We start from the raw sequence: 22,127 nt of genomic DNA, 5'->3' as shown, positions 1-22,127 counted from the left end.
GACTCCGCGGTCGTCCCACCGACCCCGGTTCCGGTGGATCGATGCTGCCATGGTTACGCACGGGTGTCAGCACCCCGAACGGGTAAAAATGTGTCGCAGAACACATTCCGCAAACGCCTCAGGGGGCCGCCGACGGCGGCCCCCTGAGGAAGGGTCAGGCGCGCTGCGCCCGGTTGACGGCGCTGACCACGGCCTTCAGCGAGGCCAGCACGGTGTTGGCGTCGATGCCGACGCCCCACAGCACCTTGCCGTCCACCGCGCACTCCACGTACGCGGCGGCCTGGGCGTCGCCGCCCTCGCTCAGCGCGTGCTCGGCGTAGTCCAGCACCCGGACGTCCACGCCGATCCCGGCCAGCGCGTTGACGAAGGCGGAGACCGGGCCGTTGCCGGTGCCGGTCAGGGTGACCGGTCGCCCGTCCAGCACGGCCTCGGTGGACAGCACGTCCCGGCCGTCCTCGGTGGTCAGGCTGCGCGAGCCGCTCAGCGCGATCCGGCCCCAGGGGTTGCCCGGAGTGGGCAGGTACTCGTCCTGGAAGACGCTCCAGATCTCGGCCGGCGTGACCTCGCCGCCCTCGGCGTCGGTCTTGGCCTGGATGATCCGGGAGAACTCGATCTGCTGACGGCGCGGCAGGTCCAGCTTGTGGTCGTTCTTCAGCACGTAGGCGATGCCGCCCTTGCCGGACTGGCTGTTGACCCGGATGACCGCCTCGTACGAACGCCCCACGTCCTTCGGGTCGATCGGCAGGTACGGGACGCCCCAGGTGTACGTGCCGACCGGCACGCCCGCCGCCTTGGCGTCGGCCTCCAGGGCGTCGAAGCCCTTCTTGATCGCGTCCTGGTGCGAACCGGAGAAGGAGGTGTACACCAGGTCGCCGGCGTAGGGGTGGCGCTCCGGCACCGGCATCTGGTTGCAGTACTCGGCGGTGCGGCGGATCTCGTCGATGTCGGAGAAGTCGATCATCGGGTCGACGCCCTGCGAGAACAGGTTCATCCCGACGTTGACCAGGTCCAGGTTGCCGGTTCGCTCACCCTGCCCGAACAGGCACCCCTCGACCCGGTCCGCCCCGGCCATGATGGCCAGCTCGGCGGAGGCCACGCCGGTGCCCCGGTCGTTGTGCGGGTGGGTGGACAGCGCGATGAACTCACGGCGGCTCAGGTTCCGCGACATCCACTCGATCTTGTCGGCGTAGACGTTCGGAGTGGAGCGCTCGACCGTGGTCGGCAGGTTCAGGATGATCTCCCGGCCCTCGCCGGGCTGCCAGACGTCCATCACCGACTCGCAGACGTCCAGCGCGAAGTCCAGCTCGGTGTCGATGAAGATCTCCGGCGAGTACTCGTAGCCGAAGACGGTGTCGTCCCGCAGGATCTTCTCGGCGTACTCCATCACCAGGCGGGTGCCGTCCACGGCGATCGCCTTGATGTCGTCCTTGCTGCCCTTGAAGACCACCCGGCGGAACAGCGGCGAGGTGGCGTTGTACAGGTGGACGGTCGCGCGCGGGGCGCCGACCAGGGACTCCACGGTGCGCTCGATCAGGTCCTCGCGGGCCTGGGTCAGCACCGAGATGGTGACGTCCTCGGGGATCGCGCCCTCGTTGATCAGCGAGCGGACGAACTCGAAGTCGGTGGCGCCGGAGGACGGGAAGCCGACCTCGATCTCCTTGTAGCCCAGCTTGACCAGCAGGTCGAACATCTTGCGCTTGCGGGCCGGCGACATCGGGTCGATCAGCGCCTGGTTGCCGTCCCGCAGGTCGGTGGACAGCCAGCGCGGCGCCTGGGTGATCACCTTGCTCGGCCAGGTCCGGTCCGGCAGGTCCACGGTGCCGAAGGGTACGTAGCGCTCGAACGGCATGCCGGACGGCTTCTGCGGGGTGGCAGCGGCGGTGATCGGGGTGGGGCGGTCGTTGAACGCGCGAGCGATGGAGGACTGCTCAGTCATGGAGGAGACTCTCGGCTTCCGAACTCGATATGCGGGCTGGTCGGGGTGAATGGACACCCGACTCGGCCGACTACTGCCCCGCATCGGTGCGGGTGCAGCACAGTCCCCCGCGGAGAGGGAGCCGGCCTTCAGTGGTCTACAGGCCCTCGCCGCGGCAGCTAAGAAGAAGCAGCCCGTAACGCATGATGTGTCCCAGCGTAACCCAGGCCACTCCGTACCCACAGTGAGCCGCACCACCATTCCACCCTGTGAGACGGGCTCGAACTGACGTTCCGTCAGCTCGCCCGACCGGAACCCCCGCCGACTCCGCACGGCATTTTCACCGAAACCGGCAGCGCGCCGACGGCGGTGCGTAGCACACTGGCAACCATGCGTATCCAGGTGACCCGGACCGGCGGCCTGGCCGGCCACCCCCTCCGAGCCGAGCTGGACACCGCCGAACGAACCGACGCGCCCCATGTGCACGCGCTGGCCAGGGAGGCGGTGGCGGGCGGCCTGCGCGCGCCCTCGTACGGGGTGCCGGACGGCTTCCACTACGCGATCACAGTGGACGGGCGGACGGTGCACTGCGCCGACCCACGGCTGACCGACTCGCAGCACGAGCTGGTCTCACTGGTGCTGCGCGAGGGCGTGGCGCTGCATCCGCAGCAGTAGTCCGCTTCCGGATAATCCGGAGCTTGCCGCAGTTTGTAGACTGTGGGTATGACCACTCGAACCGTTCTGGACCTGTCCGGCCTGCTGGCCCACACCAGTCACGTACTGGCGACCCGGATGTCGGCCGCCTTCGCCGAGAGCGGCCTGGAGATCACCCCGCGCGGGTTCTGCGTGCTGCTGCACGCACAGGAGGCGGAGCGGACCCAGATCCAGCTGGCCGAGATCGCCGACCTGGACAAGACCACCATGGTGGTCACCGTCGACGAACTGGAGCGCCTCGGCCTGGCCGAGCGCCGCCCGTCCAGCACCGACCGGCGGGCCCGGATCATCTCGGTCACCCCGAGCGGCGCCGAGGCGGTGGCCGCGGGCGTGCAGATCGTCGACCGGGTGCACCAGGACGTACTGGACGCGCTGCCCGGCACCGACGGGGCCGCGCTGCTGCGCGCCCTGACCACCCTTCAGGAGGGGCACCTCGCCACGCCGGTCGAGAGCGACCGGCCGGTCCGCCGGGCCCGGCGGGCGCGTGGGTAGCCCCGAAGAAGACGATCCAAGAAAAGATAGTCCCGTACGGGACTATCTGATAGCGTCCTACCCGTAGCCACCGAACGGGAGGGACCCCATGACCCCGCACGCCCCATCCACCGACCGCGCACGCTGGTTCGCGCTCGCCGTGCTCTGCGCCGGGATGCTGATGATCATCCTGGACGGCAGCATCGTGACCGTGGCGCTGCCCGCCATCCAGGCCGACCTGGCCTTCTCCCCCGAGGACCTGACCTGGACGGTCAACGCCTACCTGATCGCCTTCGGCGGGCTCCTGCTGCTGGCCGGCCGGCTCGGTGACCTGCTCGGCCGACGCCGGATGTTCGTCGCCGGGCTGGTGATCTTCACCGCGGCCTCGCTGCTCTGCGGAGTGGCGGGCAGTCAGGAAGTCCTGATCGGCGCCCGGTTCCTGCAGGGCATCGGCGGGGCGATGGCCTCCGCGGTCAGCCTCGGCATGATCGTCACGCTCTTCCCGGAGCCGGGCGAGCGCGGCCGGGCGATCGGCGCGTTCAGCTTCGTCGGCGCGGCCGGGGCCTCGATCGGGCAGGTGCTCGGCGGGGTGCTGACCGAAGCGGTCGGCTGGCACTGGATCTTCTTCGTCAACCTGCCGATCGGGCTGGTCGCCGTACTGCTCTCGCTCAAGGTGCTGGCCGCCGACGGCCCGGCCCGCTCGCTCCGCGGCCTCGACCTGCCCGGCGCCGCCCTGGTCACCGCCGGGCTGATGACCGGCGTCTACGCGATCGTCTCGATCGACCGCCACGGCCGGCTCGCCCTGCTGCTCGGCGCCGTCGCCGTCCTGCTGCTCACCGGCTTCGTGCTCCGTCAGCGGCAGGCCGCCGAACCGCTGCTGCCGCTCCGCCTGCTCCGCTCCCGCACCACCGCCGGGGCCAATCTGGTGCAGATCCTGATGGTCTCCGCCCTGTTCGGCTTCCAGGTGCTGATCGCGCTCTACCTGCAGAACGTGCTCGGCTACGGCGCCGCCGCCACCGGCTTCGCGATGCTCCCGGCGGCCCTCACCATCGGCGCGGTCTCGCTCTTCCTGTCCGCCCGGCTCAACGCCCGGTTCGGCGAACGGGCCGTGCTGCTCGGCGGATTGGCCCTGCTGGTGGCCGCGATCGGCCTGCTGACCCAGCTCCCGGTGGACGCCTCCTACCCGGTCCACCTGCTCCCCACCATGTTGCTCGCGGGCGGCTTCGGCCTGGCCATCTCGGCCCTCACCTCGCTCGCCATGGCCGACGCGAGCCCCGAGGACGCGGGGGTCACCTCCGGCCTCTTCAACACCACCCAGCAGGTCGGCGGCGCCCTCGGCGTGGCCGTGCTGGCCACCCTGGCCGGCAGCCGTGCCGACACCCTGCTGGCCGACGGCGCGTCAGCCCAGGCCGCCCTGACCGACGGCTTCCGGCTCGCCTTCGGGATCGGCACCGGCCTGCTGGTGCTGGCCTTCGTCCTGGCCGCCACCCTGCTGCGCCGCCCGGCCCGGGCCGACGCCCCGGCCGCCGTCCACGCCCTGGTCTGAACTCACCCCCCAAGGAGCCGTCACCATGAGCACCCCGACCCTCGGCCCCGAGGTCCGCGCCCTGCTGGACGCCCGGAACTTCGCCACCGTCACCACCCTGAACCCGGACGGCGGCCCGCAGTCCTCGGTGATGTGGCTGAAGCGCGAGGGCGACACCGTCCTGCTCTCCACCACCGCCGGCCGCCAGAAGGCCCGCAACCTGGCCCGCGACCCCCGGATCAGCGTCTCGGTCTACGACCTCGCCAACCCCTACTCCTCGGTCGAGCTGCGCGGCACCGCCGAGCTGCTCCCCGACCCGGACCGGCAGCTGCCGTACGAACTGTCGCACCGCTACCTGGGCACCGACCCGCCGCTGGCCGAGCCCGACGAGGTCCGGCTGATCATCCGGGTGACCCCGGCGAAGGTGCTCCGCTTCGCGGTCTGAGTCAGTCGGCGGACCGGAAGCCGGAGGCCGGAACTCCCGTCCACCAGCCGGGAGTTCGGCGACCCGCTACTCCTGTCCCTCCCGGGCGTCCAGGCAGATGGTCCGCTCGCCCGCGCCGGGCCCGGCGAAGGTGGCGCCGCCACCGACGTCGTTGGAGAGTCCGTGCCGGTGGCGGACGGTCTCGGTGAGCCGCTGCTGGAGGATCTGGACGGCGAGCAGCATCGCGCCGAGCGCCGCGCAGACCTTGGCCAGGAACTCGACCACCTGCTCGGGGCGGCCGGTGCAGGTGAACTGGGTGAGCGCCAGGTCGACCGAGGCGTTGTGGTCGTGGTGCAGCCGGGGCAGCGTGCTCATCGCCAGGTGCTCGACCAGGTGGGTCACCCCGAGGGTGCGGAAGGTCTCGTCCCGCAGCCCGCAGCCGAAGAATCGGCCACGGCTAGCCGAACCGGCCGTTCACGTAGTCCGAGGTCCGCTGGTCCACCGGGGCGCCGAACATCGCGTCGGTCGGGCCGTGCTCGACGATGCCGCCCGAGGTGCCCTGCTCGGCGAGGAAGAACGCGCACTGGTCGGAGACCCGCTGGGCCTGCTGCATGTTGTGGGTGACGATCACGATGGTGACCTCCTCCACCAGCTCCCGGATGGTCTGCTCGATCCGGCGGGTGGAGGTTGGGTCGAGGGCCGAGCAGGGCTCGTCCATCAGCAGGATCTTGGGCCGGACCGCCAGCGAGCGGGCGATGCAGAGGCGCTGCTGCTGGCCGCCGGAGAGCGCGCCGCCCGGCTGCCGGAGGCGGTCCTGCACCTCCTTCCACAGACCGGCCTTGGTCAGGCACTCCTCGACCAGGTGGTCCTTCTCGGCCCGCGAGGCACGGACGCCGGTGAGCTTGAGCCCGGCCAGCACGTTGTCGTAGATGGACATTGCCGGGAAGGGGTTGGGCTTCTGGAAGACCATCCCGATGTCCCGCCGGGCGGTGGTGAGCCGCCGCTCGGGGGCGTAGATGTCGGCGCCGTCCAGCAGCACCTCGCCGGCCAGCGCGGCGCTCGGGATCAGCTCGTGCATCCGGTTGAGGATCCGCAGGAAGGTGGACTTCCCGCAGCCGGACGGGCCGATCAGCGCGGTGACCTGCCCGGCCGGCATCAGCAGCGAGACCTGCTCCAGGACCTTGCGGTCGCCGAACCAGGCCGAGACCGCGCGGGCGTCCAGGGTGCCCGCCGAACTCCGCGTGACGGTCGGCAGGACGGCCGTGGTGTCGAGGCTCACGGTACGGGCCCCTCTCTCGGTACGTGGTGACAGGGAGTCAGATCAGGTTGGGCAGCAGGCGGGCGACCTGGTCGGCGACCGCCAGGCCGAGCGCGCTCAGCACCGGTACGCCGACGATCCAGCTCTGCTGGCGGCCCCAGCGCGACCAGGCCAGGGCCAGCCCGACGGCGGCCAGCAGCAGGGCCTCGCCCCAGAGCACCAGTGGCACCCAGGCGGCGTCCTCGGTGCCGAGCGCCTTCTCGGCGGCGGGCAGCGCGGCGGTGGTGAGCGGCCTGGCGTTGGCCTCCTGGACCTCGGTGGTCAGGTCGGCGTCCACCAGCAGCACACCGGACGGCGCGTACAGCGGGCCGTCCGCGGTGACCAGCACCACCCGGCCCGCGCCCTTCTTGAGCGCGGGCGGCACCGGGTCGCCCGCCCGGCGGACGGTGACCACCCGGAAGGTGTGCCTGCCCTGGCCGGTGGTGACGGTGAAGGTCTCCCCCGTCCGCAGCTGGCCGATGCTGCCGAACGGGCCGCCGAACCCGGCCTGCCGGCCGAGCAGCACGCTGGACCCGGCCTGGCCCGGCATCGCGGTGTCCCGCCGGTGGCCGGGACCGGCCGCCAGCACCTCACCGGTGCTGCCCTCCCGGATCACCTCGCGCAGGCCGAGCTGCGGGATCTCCAACAGGGCCACCGGGGTGCCCAGTTGGACCGGCTTGCCGTCAGCGTCCAACTGGCCGATCGGCGCCGTCCCCTGAGCCAGCGAGAGCCGCAACTCGGCGTAGCCGCTCTGGTGGTCGCGCAGGTGGCGCAGCCCGCCGAGCGGGCCGAAGTCGAACAGCAGGCCGAACAGCAGTCCGGCCAGGATGGCCAGCGCGGCACCGGCCAACTGCGGTCCGTCCGGCCGGAGTCGGCGTACCGGGGAGGCCGCGGGCGCGGCGGGCGGCACGGGGGGCTCGGTGTGGGTCCCGACCGGGGCGTCGGCCATGACGGCGGTCATTCGGCAGCCTCCTCGGCCGTCCGGCGGGCCCGGATCCGGCGGACGTACGGCACGGTCAGCCAGCCGGTCAGCAGCAGTCCGGCGCTGACGGCGATCCAGGAGTACAGCGGCACCCCGGAGTCGGCGGCCGAGGCAGCGGCGGGCCTGGCGCCGGCGGCCTGGGTGGGCACCGGGTCGGCGGAGACGGCCTGGTGCAGCATGCCCGCGGGGGCCACCGCGGCGGTGGTCCAGTTGGTCGGGTCGGTGAAGGTGAGGACGGCGGTGAAGTCCTTGACCGAGGCGGGCTTGACCTTGTGCCGGCAGCTGGCGGTGATCGTGTAGTCACCCTTGAGCGGACCCGAACCCGCCTGGGTGGCCACCACCTTGAGGGTGTTGGCCAGCGGCAGGATGAAGCCGCCGTTGGGTGCGGTCCGGTAGACCGAGGCGGCCACCGTCCCGGTCAGCGGCGCGCCCTCGGCCGGGAATCCGGCACCGGTGATCCGCACCGCCAGATAGTTGGCCGGGTCGGGGCAGGGGCCGGAGCTGAGCAGGTCTATCGCGTCGTCGTCGTGGCCCTTCGGATAGTCGAAGGTCAGTGTGCCGACCGGCTCGGCGGCGGATGCCCTTGGTGCGTACGGGAGTTGACCAAGCATCAGGAAGGCCAGCAGCGCGATGGCGGCCACCGGGGCGGGCAGCACCGGCGGCTTGGCGCCCGCTCCGGGGAGCCGGCGACGGCGGCGCCTGGCCAGCCACCAGCGGCCGGTCAGCAGGGCGAGCAGCAGCAGCGCCGCCAGCGTGCTCCAGGGGATCAGGGCGAAGCGGTGCTTGGAGACGTCACTGACCAGCTTCGGGTCCTTGTCCCCGGCCACCGGCAGCGGGTCGATGGTGATCCCGGCGGTGCCCCACAGTGTCGGGTAGACCCCGGCGACGTCGAAGCGGTAGTTGACCGCGTTGCCGGGCAGCAACTCCTGCAGGTCGGCGGGGGCGTTGCCGGTGGCGATCGAGCCGAACACGTTGGTGACCCGGACCGCCTGCTTGCCGCCGAGCCGGATGTTGCCGGTGTTGCGGACGGTGTAGCTGACCGTGGTCCGGCCGGTCTCCAGCGGGTTCAGGCTCGGGTGGTAGACCGCCTTGGCGTTCTCCACCTTGAGCTCGGCCTTCAGGTCGCCGGAGACCCGGATGTTCACCCGGGAGCCGACCCGTTGGTCGACCGTGACCGCGTTGCCCTTGGCATCCTTGCTCTCGGCCCGGACCGCGACCACGATGCCGGCCGCGTGGTCGCCGGGCGCGGCCTGCGCCGGGACGGCCAGGGTGAACGGGACGATCTGCCGGCTGCGCCCCGGCAGGGTCACCGTGTCGACCGCGGTCCGGATCCAACTCCCGGCCTGGGTCGAGGGTTTGCCGTCGGGCAGGACGTCGTAGCCGCCGCTGTCGGTGTTGAAGGCGTCGGCGGGGTAGAGCCGCACGGTGAGCGGCTGCTCGCTGTAGTTCCAGACCGCGACGTGGTCCTTGACCAGCGCGCCGGGCGTGGCCGCGTAGGAGAAGGTCCCCCGGGCGTCCGGCTCGGTGGCGCCCGACGGCTGGATCCCGAAGGTCTGCGCGGCGGGTGCCGCCGGAGCGGCCGGCGGGTCGTCGGCGTACGCCGTACCACCGGTCGTCAGCAGCGCGACGACCAGCAGGGGCAGTAGGAACCATCGGCGCATCGGCGGCGTCATCCTTGCTTGCGGGTACGGGAGTTGGGCACCGGCGGCCGGGCCGTCCGCGGTTCGACGCAGTGTCGCGCGGACGGCCCTGCCGCCGGGTTAAGGGCGCACTGGGACCCGGTGAACTACCGGTGTCAGATCGCCGTCAGGGTGAGCAGGCCCTGGTACGTCCCGGCCAGCGTGGAGGTCGGGGCGAGCAGGGTGAGGTCGGCGCCGAGCTTGGCGGTGCCGAGGCCGGTCGCGGTGGCCAGGGTCCGGGAGGACTTCAGGCCGAAGACACCGGCGTCGGCGGCCGCGACGGCGTTCGCCGGAGCGATCGCGCCACCGAGGTTGATCTTGAGGCCGTCACCCTTGGAGACCAGGTTCGGGGCCCAGCCGAGGTTCTGCGCGTTGATCTGGTTGGCGCCCGAGGCGAACTGGTCCACCCGGCCGCTGACCGACCAGCCCGGCGCACCCGCACGGGTGTCCGTGACGGTGACGGTCTGGATCGCACCGGTGGTGGAGTACAGGGTGCTGTCACCGTTCAGGGTGAGCGGCGGCAGGGTGACGTTGGTGCCCGCCACGCTGATCACCAGAGCGCCGGGGGCGACCGAGGTGGTGATGGTCTCGAAGACCGGCGACGGCGGCAGCGGGTCGCCCGGGTTCGGGACGACCACCGGCGGGGTGACGGTGAACGGCACGACCGGGGAGGTCGAGGCCGCGAAGTCGGCCGGGACGGCCGGGACGAAGGTGGCGGTCAGCAGGTGGTCGCCCTCCGCCAGGGTGGCGACGGTCAGCGCGGCGGAGCCGGCGTTCACCGACTGGGTGCCGAGCAGCGTGCCGCCGTCACGGAACTCGACCGCACCGGGCGTGCCGGCCGGGGTCACGGTGGCACTCAGCGCGACCGGGGTGTTCTTGGCCGCGGAGCCCGCCGGGCTGACGGCCAGCGCGGTGGTGGTCGCGGCGGCACCCTTGGGGCTGATGGTGTAGGCGACCGCGGACGAGGTCGAGCCCAGGAAGGCGGTCGAGCTCGAGGTGAAGACCGCGGACAGGTTGTGCGCGCCCAGGGCCAGGGTGTTGACGGTCAGCGAGGCGGAGCCGGCGTTCACGGCCACCGGGGCGCCGAGCGCGGTGGTGCCGTCCAGGAACTGGACGGTGCCCGGCGCGGCCGGGGTGACCGCGGCGGACAGCGTGACGTCGCCGCCGAGGGTGGCGGAGCCGTTCGGGGTGACGGTCAGCGCGGTGGTGGTGGCGGTCGCGACCGGCGTGGTGTCCACCGTGGTGTAGCTGGTGGGGGTGTTGAAGTTGATCGCGCCGACGAAGTCACCGAAGTACGTGGTGCCGAGCTTGGCGCGGCAGCGCAGCCGGAACTCGTACTTGCCCGCGAGGGTGGAGAAGCCGTTCTTCTGGGCGAAGCCCTTCATGGTGTCGCTCAGCGGCACGGTCAGGTGGCCCTGGGCGTCGACCGGGAAGTTGGACTGGGCCTGGTTCGTGGTGACACCGAAGCCGTCCGCCGGGAAGCCGGCACCGAAGACCAGGCCCTGCAGGTTGGTGCCACCGGGGCAGGCGGCGGAGCTGACCAGGCTGATCAGTTCCTCGTCGGTGCCGCTCGCCGGGTTGAGCGCCAGGGTGCCGACGGTCGGGACGGTCTCGGCCGCGTGCGCGGTGGTACCGGCCATGGTGATGCTGCCGGCGGCCAGGAGGGTGGCGGCGCCGATTGCGACAGTGCGCGGAATACGGATGCTCACGGTTCTGGTGTGCCTTTCAGGCAGAGAGACGCGGAGGGTTGACGGAGGGTCAGTTGCCGGAGTTGCGGGAGGTGTCACCGCAGTTGTCGTTGGTGCCGAAGCCGTACTGCTTGATCAGGTCGGCGCGCGAGCAGATCTTCGAGGTCTTGCCGACGAAGACGTCGCTCCACGGGCTGACGCCGACCTTGCTGGTCGGGATGACGTTGTAGACGTCACGGGTGGCCGCGGCACCGGTGTTCAGCAGCATCGACGGGACACCGTTGATGTTGCCGAGCTGGGCCGCGCCGCGGATGTCGGGGATGGTGCTGGCGCTCTGCGCGAGGTACTGGGCGATCGAGAACGGCACCAGGGTCTTGCTGTCCAGCACCCGGCCGTCGTGCTCCTCGATCTTCTTGCCGCCCTTGGTGTCGGTGACACAGGGGTAGCGGTTGGCGCTCAGGTCGCCCTCGGTGATGCCGACCACGGTCAGCCAGTACGAGCGGGTGCCCGAGCCGCTCTGCGGCAGCAGCGGGCGGATGTCCCAGTTCGGGGCGGTGCCGACGAAGCCGGGGTCACAGGTGTACAGGGCGTGCAGGTCGGCCGTGCTGAGGTCGAGCGGCAGCACGCTGCCCGCGCCGACCGCGTAGGTCACGGCGTCGACGGCGAACGGGACATAGGTCAGACCCGGGGTGCTGGCGGTCACGTTGAGGCTGGAGGAGCGGGAGAAGTCCAGGCAGCCGTTGTTCTTGTTCAGCTCGTTCAGCAGGGCGGTGCGGCCCGCGCCGGAGCCGTTCGGGCGGTTGAGGTTCTGGCAGGCGGCAGCGGCCTTGGTGTTGATGGTCGCGGAGCCGGTCGCGTTGTACGAACCGATCAGCTTCTCACCGGTGGGGCCGGTGATGGCGTCGGCCATCGCGTTCATGACGCCCTGGGTGGTGTCGGAGCCGACACCGGCGAGCTGACGGTAGAGCGGGGCACCGGTCGGGTCCGCCTGGGCGGTCCCGGTACCGGCCACCACGAGGCCGAGGCCGGCGGCGACGGTCACACACTTGGCGAGGTTGCTCTTGGTGAGACTCTTCACTGTTCTTCGTCCTTCTTGGGCAGCTCTCAGGCACGGCCGGAGGGCTCTCCGGCCGCGTGGCGCACATGCGTTGGCGTGGTACGGGTGGTGGTGACGTACTGGTGGTGGTGTGGTCTGGTGAGCCCCGCCGGGCCCCGGCCCGCTCAGGGCCGGGACCGCCGGTTGCGGAGCAGTCGCGGCAGGAACAGCCCGGCGGCACCGGCCAGCAGACCGGCGATCAGCACGCCGAGCAGCAGGTAGCGGGCCGAACCCAGGTCGCTCTCGGCCGTCTTGGCGACCGGGGCGACCGGCTTGGGCGTGAGCACGACGGGGGTGTGCGCGGCCGTCGGACCGGGGGCGGGCGGGGCGGTGGGCGCGGTGTCGACCGGCGGCTGGTGCGGGACCGCTTCGGCCCCGGGCGGGGCGACGGCGGCCTCGGTGGCGGGCGGGACGTCCCGCGGCGTCGGGGTCGGGCTGAGCGCCGGCTCGGGCACGCCCGCGTTCTGCTGCACCAGGTCGGCCACCCGCCGGAGCTGGACCCGCATCTTCTCCGGCAACGACACGTACCCGTCCGGTAGTTGGCCGAGCGCGACCCCGTGCACCTGGCCGGTGTCGGCCGCGTACCTGAGCAGGCCCGCGTACGCCTTGCCGCTGGCCGCGTCGAGGGCCGACGGGACGGTGGCGGCGAAGGTGGTGATGGTCAGCGGGTAGCCGCCGGCCACCGGCAGGCCGGGCGGGATGACCGCGATCCGGGCCGGGTCCGCGGGGGTCGCCGCGTTCGCCGTGATGAGCAGCGAGGTGTCGGTCGGGGCGACGAACTCGCCGACGCCGTTGCGGAGTTTGGCGGTGCTCAGGCCGTACCGGGCGGCCTGGGCGGTGGTGGCCAGCGCCATCAGCGACCGCAGGCCCTGCGGCTGCGGCGGGTCCTTCTTCATCGAGGGCGGAATGCTGTCCGCGCTCCAGACCGACTTGCCGGTGGTGTCGCCGCGGGCGGCGAACCGGGCGGCGTCACCCATCGAGGCGAGGTAGGGGTGCGACTCCGAGTTGCACCAGTCGGGGCGGTTCTCGGACTTGTCGAACTTCTGGCAGTAGTCGTCCTGCTTGGGGTAGTTCGAGCGCGGGTAGCTGGTCTCGAGCCTGATGAAGGCCTGGTTGACCCGGTCCTTCCACTTCGGGTGGACCTCGCCGCTCAGGAAGGCCTTGGCCTCCGGGTCGTTCAGCAGCCACTTCCAGAGCTGCTGGGCGGCGTCGCTGGAGCCCAGCGGCAGCATCAGGTCCGGCACCCGGGCGCCGAAGAAGTACTTGAACTGCGGGTTCAGCTCCAGGAACTCCGGGTCGCTGAGCAGGTCCAGCGGGTTGGTGGTTGCCACGTCCTCGTCGCCCGGGTTGACCGCGTACTGGTAGCTCTGGGTGACCAGTTTGGCGACCAGACGGGGCGTCAGACTCATGTCCGGCATCCGCTGCCCCTCCTGCTTGCGGACGTCCTCCGGGGCCCGGATCGAGGACTGGTTCTCGATGTCGAAGGCGATGGTCAGGCCGGACAGCGCGATCGGCGCGTAGACCGGGGTCCGGCCGGGTGTCTGCTCCTCGACCGCCAGCGGGTAGCCGAGGAAGTCCAGCCCGGGGTTGTCGCTCTGCAGCCGCTCCCTGGCCGTGTCGTCGCTTGCCCGGGAGAAGTTGAAGATGCCGCCGGCCTGTTGGCACAGCACCGGCTGCCAGCGCTGCATCGCCTCGGACATCAACTCGTTGCCGTCCGTGGGCCGTTCGGCGCTGCCGATCGGGCAGGCCAGGCCGACCCGTTCGAAGCCGAGCGGGACCACCAGGCGCTTGGCCCAGTTGGTGCTGGACAGCGGGGTGGACTGGAGCTTGCCGCCACCGCTGGTCGGCACCTTGCCGTCCACGTCCAGTTCGCCGCGCGGCACGATCACCAGCCAGCACTGACGCACCGGTGCGTCGGCCACCTTGCTGACCGGCTGCCCGCAGCCCAGGCCCGGGGCTTCCATACCGCTCTGCATCTCGAAGAAGAGCTGCCCGCTGCCGTCGGCCCTGGTCGGGGCGAACGGCACCTCGTTGGTGGTCTGCGCGTTGTAGAACGAGCTGGTGCCGCCGGTCTCCGGAGCCGCGCCGGTGGCGGAGCGGAACGGGACGAAGACGTTCTCGTTCGGCTTGGTCTGCTTGATCGGCTCGACCGGGTCGATCAGCGCGGGGCCGAAGTTGAGCTGACGCTGGGACACGAAGTCACCGGCCGAGATCCGGGAGTCCCCCTTGGTCGCCCCGTACTGGCACTGCTCCCGGTCAGGTCCGGTCGGGTCGTCGCCCCAGCACTGCATGAACTGGAGGAAGTTGCGCCCGAACGAGCGCGGGCTCGGCGTGGTCTGCTTGCCGCCCTTCCAGGTGATCTCGACCACCTGGTTCACCAGGTGGTCGGTCTGCGGGACGGTCACCGCCAGGTCGGCGAACTCACCGGTGCCCTTGACCGTGACCGGCTTCGGGTCGGTGTCCCCCGGGCCCGCCGCGCTCGCGGCCGGCCGGACCGCGGCCGAACCACCCACCGGCGCACCGGACTTCGCACCGGTACTCGCCTTTCCGGCGGCTCCGGTGGGGGCCTTCTTCGGGTCGATCCCCACCGGCGCGCCGGTGACCGGGTCGACCGGGATCTCGGGCCTCGCCGAGGTCCCGGCGGCCACCCCGACCGGGGTGTCGCCCGGTCCGGCCGAGAGCGCCGCGCCGGCCGCGGTGGCGAGCAGCAGGGTGAGTATCCCCGCGGTACGCAGCGCCCGCCGGGCACCGCTGTTGACGGTCCGTCGGCTCACAGCTCCCCCTCCCGCCTGCGAGCCGCCCGGCCCGCGATCACCGGCGGCAGCACGATGACCGCACCGAGCAGCAGCCCGGCGATCACCATCAGCGAGTACCGCAGCCCACTGCCCGCCGCGGAGGCCACCTCGATCGCGGAGGCGCTCACGCTCTGCCCGGTGCCACCGGCGGCGGCCCCGCCGTCACCGCCGCCGAGCGCGGGGTCGTCCGCCGCCCCGCCGCCCGTCCCGCCGGCGGCTCCCGCACCCGCCGTTCCACCGTCCGCCGCACCCGGTCCGCCGGCCGCGCCACCGGTGGCCGCCGCACCGCCCGTCCCCGTGCCGCCGGCCGCGCCGCCGGTGCCCGACTGGGTGCCGGTGGGCTTGGCGCCGGTGCCCCCGCACTGGGACGTCGCGCCCTTCTTGTCGCACTCGGGCGGCTTGGGGGCGCTGGCCACGTACGGGTTGGTGCCGTCCTTGCCGAAGGTCGGGTTGCTGCAGGCGGCCGGGTCGAAGACCTTCTTCTCGCTGCCCGGGATCTTCGCCAGCTGGTCGAAGCCGGAGGTGACCAGCTGCGGGGTGAGCGGCGAGTACCCGTTGTCGCCGACCTTCTTCTGGCCCTCGCAGAGGAAGTAGTAGCCGAAGGCGCTCATCGCCGCGCCCTTGTCCTGCTTGAAGTTCGTCGTCTCGCTGGTGTGCACCACCATGTAGCTGTAGCTGGAGAGCGGGTAGGCGGCCGGCGCCGGGCTGTCGTAGACGTCGTCCAGCATCTGGGTCAGGTCCGGGTTGATCCGGGCGTTGACCAGGGCGACCGCGACGTTCTGCCCGGTCGGCCCGACGTAGTAGCCGGCCTGGTTGAGCACCTTGGCGACCGGGAACTTGGCCTCCTTGGCGTAGGAGTACTCGACGTAGGTGATGGCCCCGTTGTTGCCCTCGTTGGCGACCGAGGAGGCCACCGTGATCGAGCTGCCCAGCGCCTTCCAGGTGGAGCCCTTGAGCAGCGGGAAGAACGAGGTCATCCCGCAGGCCGCACCGCGCGGCGTACGGCGGCAGTAGTCGTCCCAGATCGGCTGCTGACGCTTGCTCAGCCAGGTGGTGAACTGCGCGGTGGTACCGGAGCCGTCCGAGCGGACCACCGGGTGCACCTCGACGTGCGGCAGCTCCAGGCCCGGGTTGTCGGCCTTCACCAGCGGGTCGTCCCACCAGGTGATGCCGCCGGTGAAGAGCTTGGCGATGGTCTCGCCGGAGAGCCGCAGGTCGGTCACCCGCTTGCCGTTGATCTTCAGGTTGTACATGAAGGAGGTGCCGCCCGCGACGATCGGCAGGTAGGCCGAGGGGAACGGCGGCGGCGCGTCGTACTGGCCGCCGTCGGTGAGCCCGTACGGGATCTCGGTGACCGCGAAGTCGGTGGCGTCGTTCTTGAACTGGTTCCGGCCGAACGAGGACCCCTGCGGGTCGAAGTCGACGGTCATGCCGTACTGGCGGACGTTCCTGATCCAGCCGTCGACCGCGTTGTAGCTCCAGGTGGAACCCGCGCCGCTGATCCGCAGGTAGGCGGCGGCCTCGGCCCGTTCGGCCGCGCCGAACAGCAGCGAGGTGGCGAACACCGCGATCGCGGTGAGCAGGGTCAGGGTGCGGGTGATCACGGGCGCCTTCCGGGCGGGGGGAACGACGGGGTTGGTCATCCGGGCCAGGTCGGCCGCGGACTGCCGGGCCCGGTTCTCGCGCTGACGCCGGCTCAGCTCACCCGGGCCCCGGCCGCCGAGGGTCCGGGCGACCACGAAGAGCAGCAGCACCAGGCCGAGCAGCAGCGCCGCCGCGCCGAAGGCCCGGGCGGCCTGGAGCTCGGACGGGAACTTGATCAGGGTGAAGGCCATCAGCGGCAGCGAGGTCTGCGGGTCCTTCGTCGGGTCCAGGTTGAGGTTCTTGGTGTAGCCGGAGCAGAGCAGCACCGGCGAGGTCTCGCCGATCCCGCGGGCGGCGCCCAGGATCACCGCGGTGGCCAGGCCCGAGCGGGCGCTCGGCAGGGTCACCGTCCAGACCGTCCGCCAGCGTCCGGCGCCGAGCGCGTAGGACGCCTCCTTGAGCGAGGCGGGCACCAGCCGGAGCACCACGTCGGCGGCCCGGATCAGGATCGGCAGCATCATCACCGAGAGCGCCACCCCGGCCGCCAGGCCGGACCGGGGCAACCCCAGGGTGAGCACCATCACCGCGTAGATGAACAGGCCCGCCAGGATCGACGGCAGCGCCGTCATCGCCTCGACCAGCGTGCGCACCAGCCGGCTGAACCGGCCCGGCACCTCGCTCAGGAAGACCGCGCAGCTGATCCCGACCGGGATGGTGATGCCCAGCGAGATGGTGATCTGGATCAGGGTGCCGACCACCGCGTGCAGCGCGCCGCCCTGGTCCAGCGGGTCGGTCGGCCCGGCGTCGGACAGGTCCTGGAGGAAGAAGTTGCTGTGCGAGAGGGCCGACCAGCCCTTCATGAAGACGTAGCACAGCACCCAGACCAGCACCCCGAGCAGCATCGCGGCCAGGCTGTGCACCACCGCGGAGGCGAACCGGTCCCGGACCGTCAGCTTGCCCTCGTCCCGGGAGACCAGCAGCGCGTACAGGCCGAGGAAGCAGAGCCAGGCGCAGACCACGAAGCCGATCCCGCCGCTGAACGGGGTGAGCCGCTGGAACAGCAGCGCGGAGGTCGCCAGCGCGCCGGCCAGGCTGCCCCAGAACGCGTAGTGGTCGGAGGCGCGGCGGGCGTTGATCCGGCGGCGGCGCTGCGGGGCGGGCACGGCCGGTCGGGTGACCACGGTGGTGCGGGGCGGGGCGGTGGTGGTCATGAGCTGGCCCCCGAGCGACTGCGGGCGACCACGGCGGCCGCGGCGAAGTTGACCGCGAGGGTCAGCACGAACAGCGAGAGTCCGGCCGCCATCAGCGCGGAGACCGAGAAGTCGGTCGAGTCGCCGTAGCGCAGCGCGATCAGCGGCGCGACCGCGCTGCCGCCGCTCTGCAGCACGTGCGGCTGGATGTCGAAGTTCATCGAGAGGATCAGGTAGACCGAGATGGTCTCGCCCAGCGCGCGGCCGAGGCCGAGCATGGTGCCGCCGATGATCCCGCCCCGGCCGAACGGCAGGACCACCGAGCGGATCATGCCCCAGCGGGTGGAGCCGAGCGCGTAGGCGCCCTCCCGCTCACCGGCCGGCGCCTGGTCGAACACTTCGCGCATGATCGAGCACATGATCGGCGTGATCATGAAGCCCACCACCACACCGGCCATCAGGCTCGACGCCGTGTAGACCAGCGGCGGCGTCAGCGGGTTGGTCGGATCGGCCCCGTTCACCTTGAACAGCGGGATCCACCCGAAGTAGTCCGAGAGCCACCTGGCCACGCCGGTGAGCTGGTACTGCAACAGCTTGAAGCCCCAGACCCCGTAGACCACGCTGGGCACGGCGGCCATCAGGTCGACCATGCTGACCAGCGTCCGGCGCAGCTGCCTGGGCGCGTACTCGCTGATGTAGAGCGCGCTGGCCAGCGCCAGCGGCACCGCCAGCACCACCGCGATCCCGCCGATCAGCACCGTGCCGATCAGCACCGCCGCGATGCCGAACTGGCCGCGGCCGCCGTCCGGGTTCCAGGTCTCGGTGGTGAGGAAGGAGAGCCCGGCGGTGGAGAGCGCGTCGGTGGCCCGGACGGCCAGGTAGCCACCGACCCCGAGCATCACCACCAGCACGATCGCGCCGCTGGCCTTGGCCCAGGCCAGGAAGATCCGGTCCGGCAGACCGGGGTTGACGGTCAGTGCCCTCGGGGAGTCGGTCGCCGTCGGAGTATCCGTACTCATCCGACACCTCCACGGGCGGTGTCGGCCGCACTCCGTGCACCTGCCAGAAAACGGGCGAGGTTGTACTGGCACTCGCGCTGCCGCCGGTAGCCCCGGGCCGAGTGGGCCACCGTCCGGCCGTCCAACTCAAGCCGCCAGAGCCAGAGTTGACCATGCTCCATGGAGCAGATGGTGGTCCGGCCCTGGTCCACCCGGTGCTGGAACTCCTCGATCGCGGCCCGGCAGGAGGCGGCGTCCCGGAAGATCTCCTGACTCTGCCCCAGGTGCCGGTTGTTGGCACCGAGCAGTCGCCAGACCGTCCCGCCCGACGCGTGGTCGGGGCGGGCCGGTCTGCTGACGATCAGAAATCTGGGGTGTCCCATGCCGGTGCTCGCCCTTCCGCAGCGCTGCTTGGCCGGAAGAGACCGTCTCGGCTCAGAAACACCGCCCAGGTGCGGCCGGATGAACGCCGGACACGGGACGGCTTAACGAACGGTGCGCGACTCCTCCACGGATCACACACCGTACGTACGAATCTGACGACCTGTCAGATACCCCCCACCTCCAAGGCCAGCACCAGCGGCCGGTCGGCCGCACTGCGGCCCGCCTCGACCGTGTACGTACCCGGCCTGGTGACCCACCCCCGGCCGGCCGCCCAGGTCTGCGCGGCCCGCTCCGGCACCGTCACCCGCGCGGTCACGCACTCCCCCGGCGCCGCCTCCACCACCGCGAAACCGGCCAGCTGACGGTCCGGCCGGCTGCGGTCCACCCCGTCGGTGGCCAGATAGACCTGCACCACCTCACGGCCCGTCCTGGCCCCGGTGTTACGGACCCGGACGCAGACCTCGGCCAGCACGCCCGGCTGCTCGCCGCGCCGCGCCTCCAGCCCCTCGTACGCCCACTCGGTGTAGCCCTGCCCGGCGCCGAACCAGTACGCGGGCTGCGCCCCGGCCCGGCGCTGCCAGGCCCGGTAGCCGATGAACAGGCCCTCCTCGTAGGCAAGTCGGCCGTCCGTCGGCGTCACCTCCCAGACCGGCGCGTCGGCCTCCTCGGCGGGCCAGGTGGTGGGAAGCCGCCCGCCCGGCTCGGCCAGGCCGAGCAGGACGTCGGCCAGCGCCGCCCCGGCCTCCTGGCCAGGGAACCAGGCCAGCAGCACCGCCGCCACCTGCTCGCGCCACGGCATCAGCACCGGGGCACCGGCGTTGACCACCACCACGGTGCGCGGGTTGACCGCCAGCACCCGGGCCACCAACTCGTCCTGCCGTCCCGGCAGCCGCAGGCAGGACCGGTCCACCCCCTCGCTCTCCACCTCCTCGGTGGTGCCGACCACCACCACCGCCACCTCGGCGGCCCGGGCCGCCTCGACCGCCTGCTCGATCAACTCGTCGGCGGAGGCGGTCGGTTCGGCATGGCCCAGGGTGAAGGAGACCAGCCCGAAGGCGGAGAACGCGCTCGCCTCCGGCATCGTGAAGGTCAGCCGGATCTCGGCCGGGCCGGTCAGCTCCAGCGCGAACCGGCGCTCCGGCGGGTTCAGAAAGGCCGCCGCCGGGTCCTCGCCCTCGGGCAGCAGCACGCCGTCGAAGAGCGGCTCGCCGGCCGCCTCCAGCCGGTAGTGGCCGACCCCGCGGATCGCCACCAGGTGCTCGCCGGACCGCTCCGGAGTCACCGTGGTGGTCAGCACCACCCGGCGCAGCCGGTCGAACGCGACCCCGCCCGGCAGCGTGCCGAGCCAGCGCACGCTGCCGTCCACGGTGGCCGCCGTCCCCAGCAACTCACCGTCCGTACCCAGCAGTTCGGCGCGGCCGGGGAACCCGGCCGGGGGCACGAAGGTGCGCGGGTCGGCACCGACCGCGTAGCTCAGCCCGACCTCCGAGCCGAGCGCGGCGCTCAGCCCGTCCAGCGGCGAGACCACCCGGGTCGGGAAGACCTGGGCACTGCCGCCGCCACCGATCCTGGCCTCGGCCGCCGCCGCGCCGATCAGCGCCACCTTGGCACCGGGGGCGGGGGCCAGCGGCAGCACGCCGCCCTCGTTCCGCAGCAGCACGAAGGAGCGCGCCGCCAGCTCCCGGGCCAGTGCCTCACCGTCGATCCGGGCGGGCAGCCGCTCGGCCGGCACCGCCGCCGGGGCACCGGCCAGCAGGCCCACCCGGGCGGCCAACCGCAGGACCCGGCGGGCCAGTTCGTCCACCGTCCGCTCGGGCACCAGACCCTCGCGGACCGCCTTCACCAGGTGCTCGCCGTACACCGTGGCCGGGCCCGGCATCGCCACGTCAAGCCCGCCCAGCGCGGCCCGCACGGTGTCCCGGGCCCCGGTCCAGTCCGAGACCAGCACCCCGTCGAAGCCCCACTCCTCGCGCAGCACGCGGTTGTTGAGCTCCTGGTGCTCCGTCATGCTCGGCCCGTTCACCGCGTTGTACGCGGCCATCAGCCCCCAGGGGCTGGCCTTCTTCACGATGATCTCGAACGGGGCCAGGTAGAGCTCGCGCAGCGTGCGCTCGTCCAGCCGGACGTCCACCGTGTAGCGGTCGGTCTCCGAGTCGTTGCCGACGAAGTGCTTGGGCGTGGTGGCCACCCCGCCGTCCTGCACCCCGGAGACCAGCGCCGCGCCCAGCTCACCGGTGAGCAGCGGATCCTCCGAGTAGCACTCGAAGTGCCGTCCGCCGCGCGGGCTGCGGTGCAGGTTCACGGTCGGCGCCAGCACCACGTGGGCACCCTTGCGGCGGGCCTCCTGGGCCAGCAACCGACCGGCCCTGCGCACCAGTTCGAGGTCCCAGGTGGCGGCCAGCGCGGTCGGCGAGGGGATCGAGACGGACGGGTCGTCCGGGGTCCACTGCTCGCCCCGCACCCCGGCCGGACCGTCCGACATCACCAGCCGGCCGAGGCCGATCTCCTCGTTCGCGGGCAGCGACCACATGTCGGCACCGGCCAGCAGTGCCACCTTGGCGGGCAGGTCCAGCGCGGCGAGTGCGGCCTGCACGGCGGCTTCCCTGGCGTGCTCGGTCATCTGCGTCTCCTTCTCGGTCATCCTGCTCAGATCCAGCCGTCGAGCGAGGCCATGAAGCCCGCGAAGTCGTCCCGGTGGATGGTGTGGCCCGCACCCGCGACGGTGCGCACCTCGAAGCCCCGCTCCCGCAGCCGCTCGGCGTCCAGCGGGCCCACCAGGAAGCTGGGGTCGGCGAGTTGGACCAGCGAGGGCACCACCGGAGCGTCCGGCAGCCCCGCGTACCCGTGGTGCGAGCCGAGCGACCTGGCGGTGTCCGGGTCCCAGACGGCCAGGGTCGCCAGCTCGACCTCGACGTCCGCCTGCTCCCAGCGCGGGTTCATCACGGTGATCTGCTCGGCGGTCGCCTGCGCGGCGAAGCCGACGAACAGCTCGGGGTCGATGCCCTGGTCGGCGAACAGCCAGGCCGGGTCCGAGAAGACCGCCCGCCGCGGCCGCAGCCGATCCACCGCCCAGCGCAGCGCGAGCCCGCCGAGCGAGTGCCCGATCGCCAGCTCCGCACCGGCCGGCAGGGTGTCCACCAGGTCGTCGGCGTACTGCGCGGGCCCGTACCGCTCGGCCGGGGTCTCCCCCGCGCCGCGCGGGCTCGCGCCGTGACCGCGCAGGTCCACCGCGATCACCCGGTAACCGCGCTCGGCCAGCGCGGGGCCGACCCGGCGCCAGGTCCGGTGGTCGGACATGATGCCGTGCACCAGCAGCGCCACGCGGTCGCCGGTACCCCACTCCTGGGTGTTCAACTTCACTGCTTCGGTACCTTTCTGACGGTGG

At 72.1% G+C, this 22,127-nt stretch carries 17 protein-coding genes; 4 read left to right on the top strand and 13 right to left on the bottom strand.

Features of this window, described 5'->3' with window-relative positions; all coding sequences use genetic code 11:
- Positions 1-154: 154 nt before the first annotated feature.
- A complete protein-coding gene (gene leuA, locus F4556_RS24715) occupies positions 155-1,936 on the bottom strand; it encodes a 2-isopropylmalate synthase (protein ID WP_184919670.1) in 1,782 nt (593 codons plus the stop codon).
- A gap of 369 nt (positions 1,937-2,305) precedes the next feature.
- Between leuA and F4556_RS24710 the strand changes: the two genes are divergently transcribed.
- The 4 genes from F4556_RS24710 to F4556_RS24695 all read left to right on the top strand — a co-directional run bounded on the left by F4556_RS24710 (position 2,306) and on the right by F4556_RS24695 (position 5,070).
- On the top strand, positions 2,306-2,590 hold the full coding sequence (locus tag F4556_RS24710) for a protealysin inhibitor emfourin (protein WP_184919668.1): 285 nt from the start codon (positions 2,306-2,308) through the stop codon (positions 2,588-2,590).
- Positions 2,591-2,638: 48 nt separating this feature from the next.
- Positions 2,639-3,121 carry a MarR family winged helix-turn-helix transcriptional regulator gene (locus F4556_RS24705; protein ID WP_184919666.1) on the top strand — a complete coding sequence of 161 codons (483 nt, stop codon included), beginning with the start codon at positions 2,639-2,641 and terminating at the stop codon, positions 3,119-3,121.
- An 88-nt stretch (positions 3,122-3,209) separates the two neighbouring features.
- Positions 3,210-4,646 carry an MFS transporter gene (locus tag F4556_RS24700; RefSeq protein ID WP_184919664.1) on the top strand — a complete coding sequence of 479 codons (1,437 nt, stop codon included), beginning with the start codon at positions 3,210-3,212 and terminating at the stop codon, positions 4,644-4,646.
- Positions 4,647-4,671: 25 nt separating this feature from the next.
- Positions 4,672-5,070 carry a PPOX class F420-dependent oxidoreductase gene (locus tag F4556_RS24695; protein ID WP_184919662.1) on the top strand — a complete coding sequence of 133 codons (399 nt, stop codon included), beginning with the start codon at positions 4,672-4,674 and terminating at the stop codon, positions 5,068-5,070.
- A gap of 66 nt (positions 5,071-5,136) precedes the next feature.
- Here the strand turns inward: F4556_RS24695 and F4556_RS24690 are convergent, their stop codons facing one another.
- From F4556_RS24690 to F4556_RS24630, 12 genes are all read right to left on the bottom strand, one after another.
- The gene (locus tag F4556_RS24690) at positions 5,137-5,451 is read right to left on the bottom strand and encodes a hypothetical protein (protein ID WP_184919660.1); all 315 of its coding nucleotides are present in this window, start codon (positions 5,449-5,451) and stop codon (positions 5,137-5,139) included.
- Between the two features lie 55 nt (positions 5,452-5,506).
- Positions 5,507-6,328, bottom strand: a complete 822-nt coding sequence (locus F4556_RS24685) for a phosphate ABC transporter ATP-binding protein (RefSeq protein ID WP_184919658.1) — start codon at positions 6,326-6,328, stop codon at positions 5,507-5,509.
- 37 nt (positions 6,329-6,365) lie between these two features.
- Positions 6,366-7,307: a sortase gene (locus F4556_RS24680; protein ID WP_221503692.1), complete on the bottom strand. Its 942-nt coding sequence runs from the start codon at positions 7,305-7,307 to the stop codon at positions 6,366-6,368.
- Positions 7,304-8,989, bottom strand: coding sequence for a WxL protein peptidoglycan domain-containing protein (locus F4556_RS24675; RefSeq protein ID WP_184919656.1), 1,686 nt, complete (start codon positions 8,987-8,989; stop codon positions 7,304-7,306). Before F4556_RS24675 ends, F4556_RS24680 begins: the two co-directional genes overlap by 4 nt.
- A 134-nt stretch (positions 8,990-9,123) precedes the next feature.
- A complete protein-coding gene (locus tag F4556_RS24670) occupies positions 9,124-10,716 on the bottom strand; it encodes an Ig-like domain-containing protein (protein ID WP_184919652.1) in 1,593 nt (530 codons plus the stop codon).
- 49 nt (positions 10,717-10,765) lie between these two features.
- Positions 10,766-11,773, bottom strand: a complete 1,008-nt coding sequence (locus tag F4556_RS24665) for a substrate-binding domain-containing protein (RefSeq protein WP_221503691.1) — start codon at positions 11,771-11,773, stop codon at positions 10,766-10,768.
- Positions 11,774-11,916: 143 nt separating this feature from the next.
- On the bottom strand, positions 11,917-14,565 hold the full coding sequence (locus tag F4556_RS24660; protein WP_184919651.1) for a hypothetical protein: 2,649 nt from the start codon (positions 14,563-14,565) through the stop codon (positions 11,917-11,919).
- On the bottom strand, positions 14,562-17,381 hold the full coding sequence (gene pstA / locus F4556_RS37615) for a phosphate ABC transporter permease PstA (RefSeq protein WP_221503690.1): 2,820 nt from the start codon (positions 17,379-17,381) through the stop codon (positions 14,562-14,564). The genes F4556_RS24660 and pstA overlap by 4 nt, the downstream gene beginning before the upstream one ends.
- Positions 17,378-18,379: a phosphate ABC transporter permease subunit PstC gene (pstC, locus tag F4556_RS24645; protein WP_184919649.1), complete on the bottom strand. Its 1,002-nt coding sequence runs from the start codon at positions 18,377-18,379 to the stop codon at positions 17,378-17,380. Before pstC ends, pstA begins: the two co-directional genes overlap by 4 nt.
- Positions 18,376-18,741, bottom strand: a complete 366-nt coding sequence (locus F4556_RS24640) for a hypothetical protein (protein ID WP_184919647.1) — start codon at positions 18,739-18,741, stop codon at positions 18,376-18,378. Before F4556_RS24640 ends, pstC begins: the two co-directional genes overlap by 4 nt.
- Positions 18,742-18,905: 164 nt before the next feature.
- Positions 18,906-21,362 (bottom strand): beta-glucosidase family protein, encoded by a 2,457-nt coding sequence (locus F4556_RS24635; RefSeq protein ID WP_184919645.1) that lies wholly within the window; start codon positions 21,360-21,362, stop codon positions 18,906-18,908.
- Positions 21,363-21,388: 26 nt separating this feature from the next.
- Positions 21,389-22,102 (bottom strand): alpha/beta fold hydrolase, encoded by a 714-nt coding sequence (locus tag F4556_RS24630; RefSeq protein ID WP_184919643.1) that lies wholly within the window; start codon positions 22,100-22,102, stop codon positions 21,389-21,391.
- Positions 22,103-22,127: the final 25 nt, after the last annotated feature.

The sequence above is a fragment of the Kitasatospora gansuensis genome, from assembly GCF_014203705.1.
Classification (GTDB): domain Bacteria; phylum Actinomycetota; class Actinomycetes; order Streptomycetales; family Streptomycetaceae; genus Kitasatospora; species Kitasatospora gansuensis.
The sequence above is the reverse complement of the archived record's forward strand: the minus strand, read 5'-3'. Positions and strand labels throughout refer to the sequence as shown.

Coding starts and splice junctions, on each gene's coding strand:
- F4556_RS24695 (WP_184919662.1), top strand. CDS start 4,672: ATGAGCACCCCGACCCTCGGCCCCGAGGTCCGCGCCCTGCTGGACGCC.
- F4556_RS24705 (WP_184919666.1), top strand. CDS start 2,639: ATGACCACTCGAACCGTTCTGGACCTGTCCGGCCTGCTGGCCCACACC.
- pstA (WP_221503690.1), bottom strand. CDS start 17,381: ATGACCACCACCGCCCCGCCCCGCACCACCGTGGTCACCCGACCGGCC.
- F4556_RS24700 (WP_184919664.1), top strand. CDS start 3,210: ATGACCCCGCACGCCCCATCCACCGACCGCGCACGCTGGTTCGCGCTC.
- F4556_RS24710 (WP_184919668.1), top strand. CDS start 2,306: ATGCGTATCCAGGTGACCCGGACCGGCGGCCTGGCCGGCCACCCCCTC.
- F4556_RS24635 (WP_184919645.1), bottom strand. CDS start 21,362: ATGACCGAGCACGCCAGGGAAGCCGCCGTGCAGGCCGCACTCGCCGCG.
- leuA (WP_184919670.1), bottom strand. CDS start 1,936: ATGACTGAGCAGTCCTCCATCGCTCGCGCGTTCAACGACCGCCCCACC.
- F4556_RS24640 (WP_184919647.1), bottom strand. CDS start 18,741: ATGGGACACCCCAGATTTCTGATCGTCAGCAGACCGGCCCGCCCCGAC.
- F4556_RS24675 (WP_184919656.1), bottom strand. CDS start 8,989: ATGCGCCGATGGTTCCTACTGCCCCTGCTGGTCGTCGCGCTGCTGACG.
- F4556_RS24680 (WP_221503692.1), bottom strand. CDS start 7,307: ATGACCGCCGTCATGGCCGACGCCCCGGTCGGGACCCACACCGAGCCC.
- pstC (WP_184919649.1), bottom strand. CDS start 18,379: ATGAGTACGGATACTCCGACGGCGACCGACTCCCCGAGGGCACTGACC.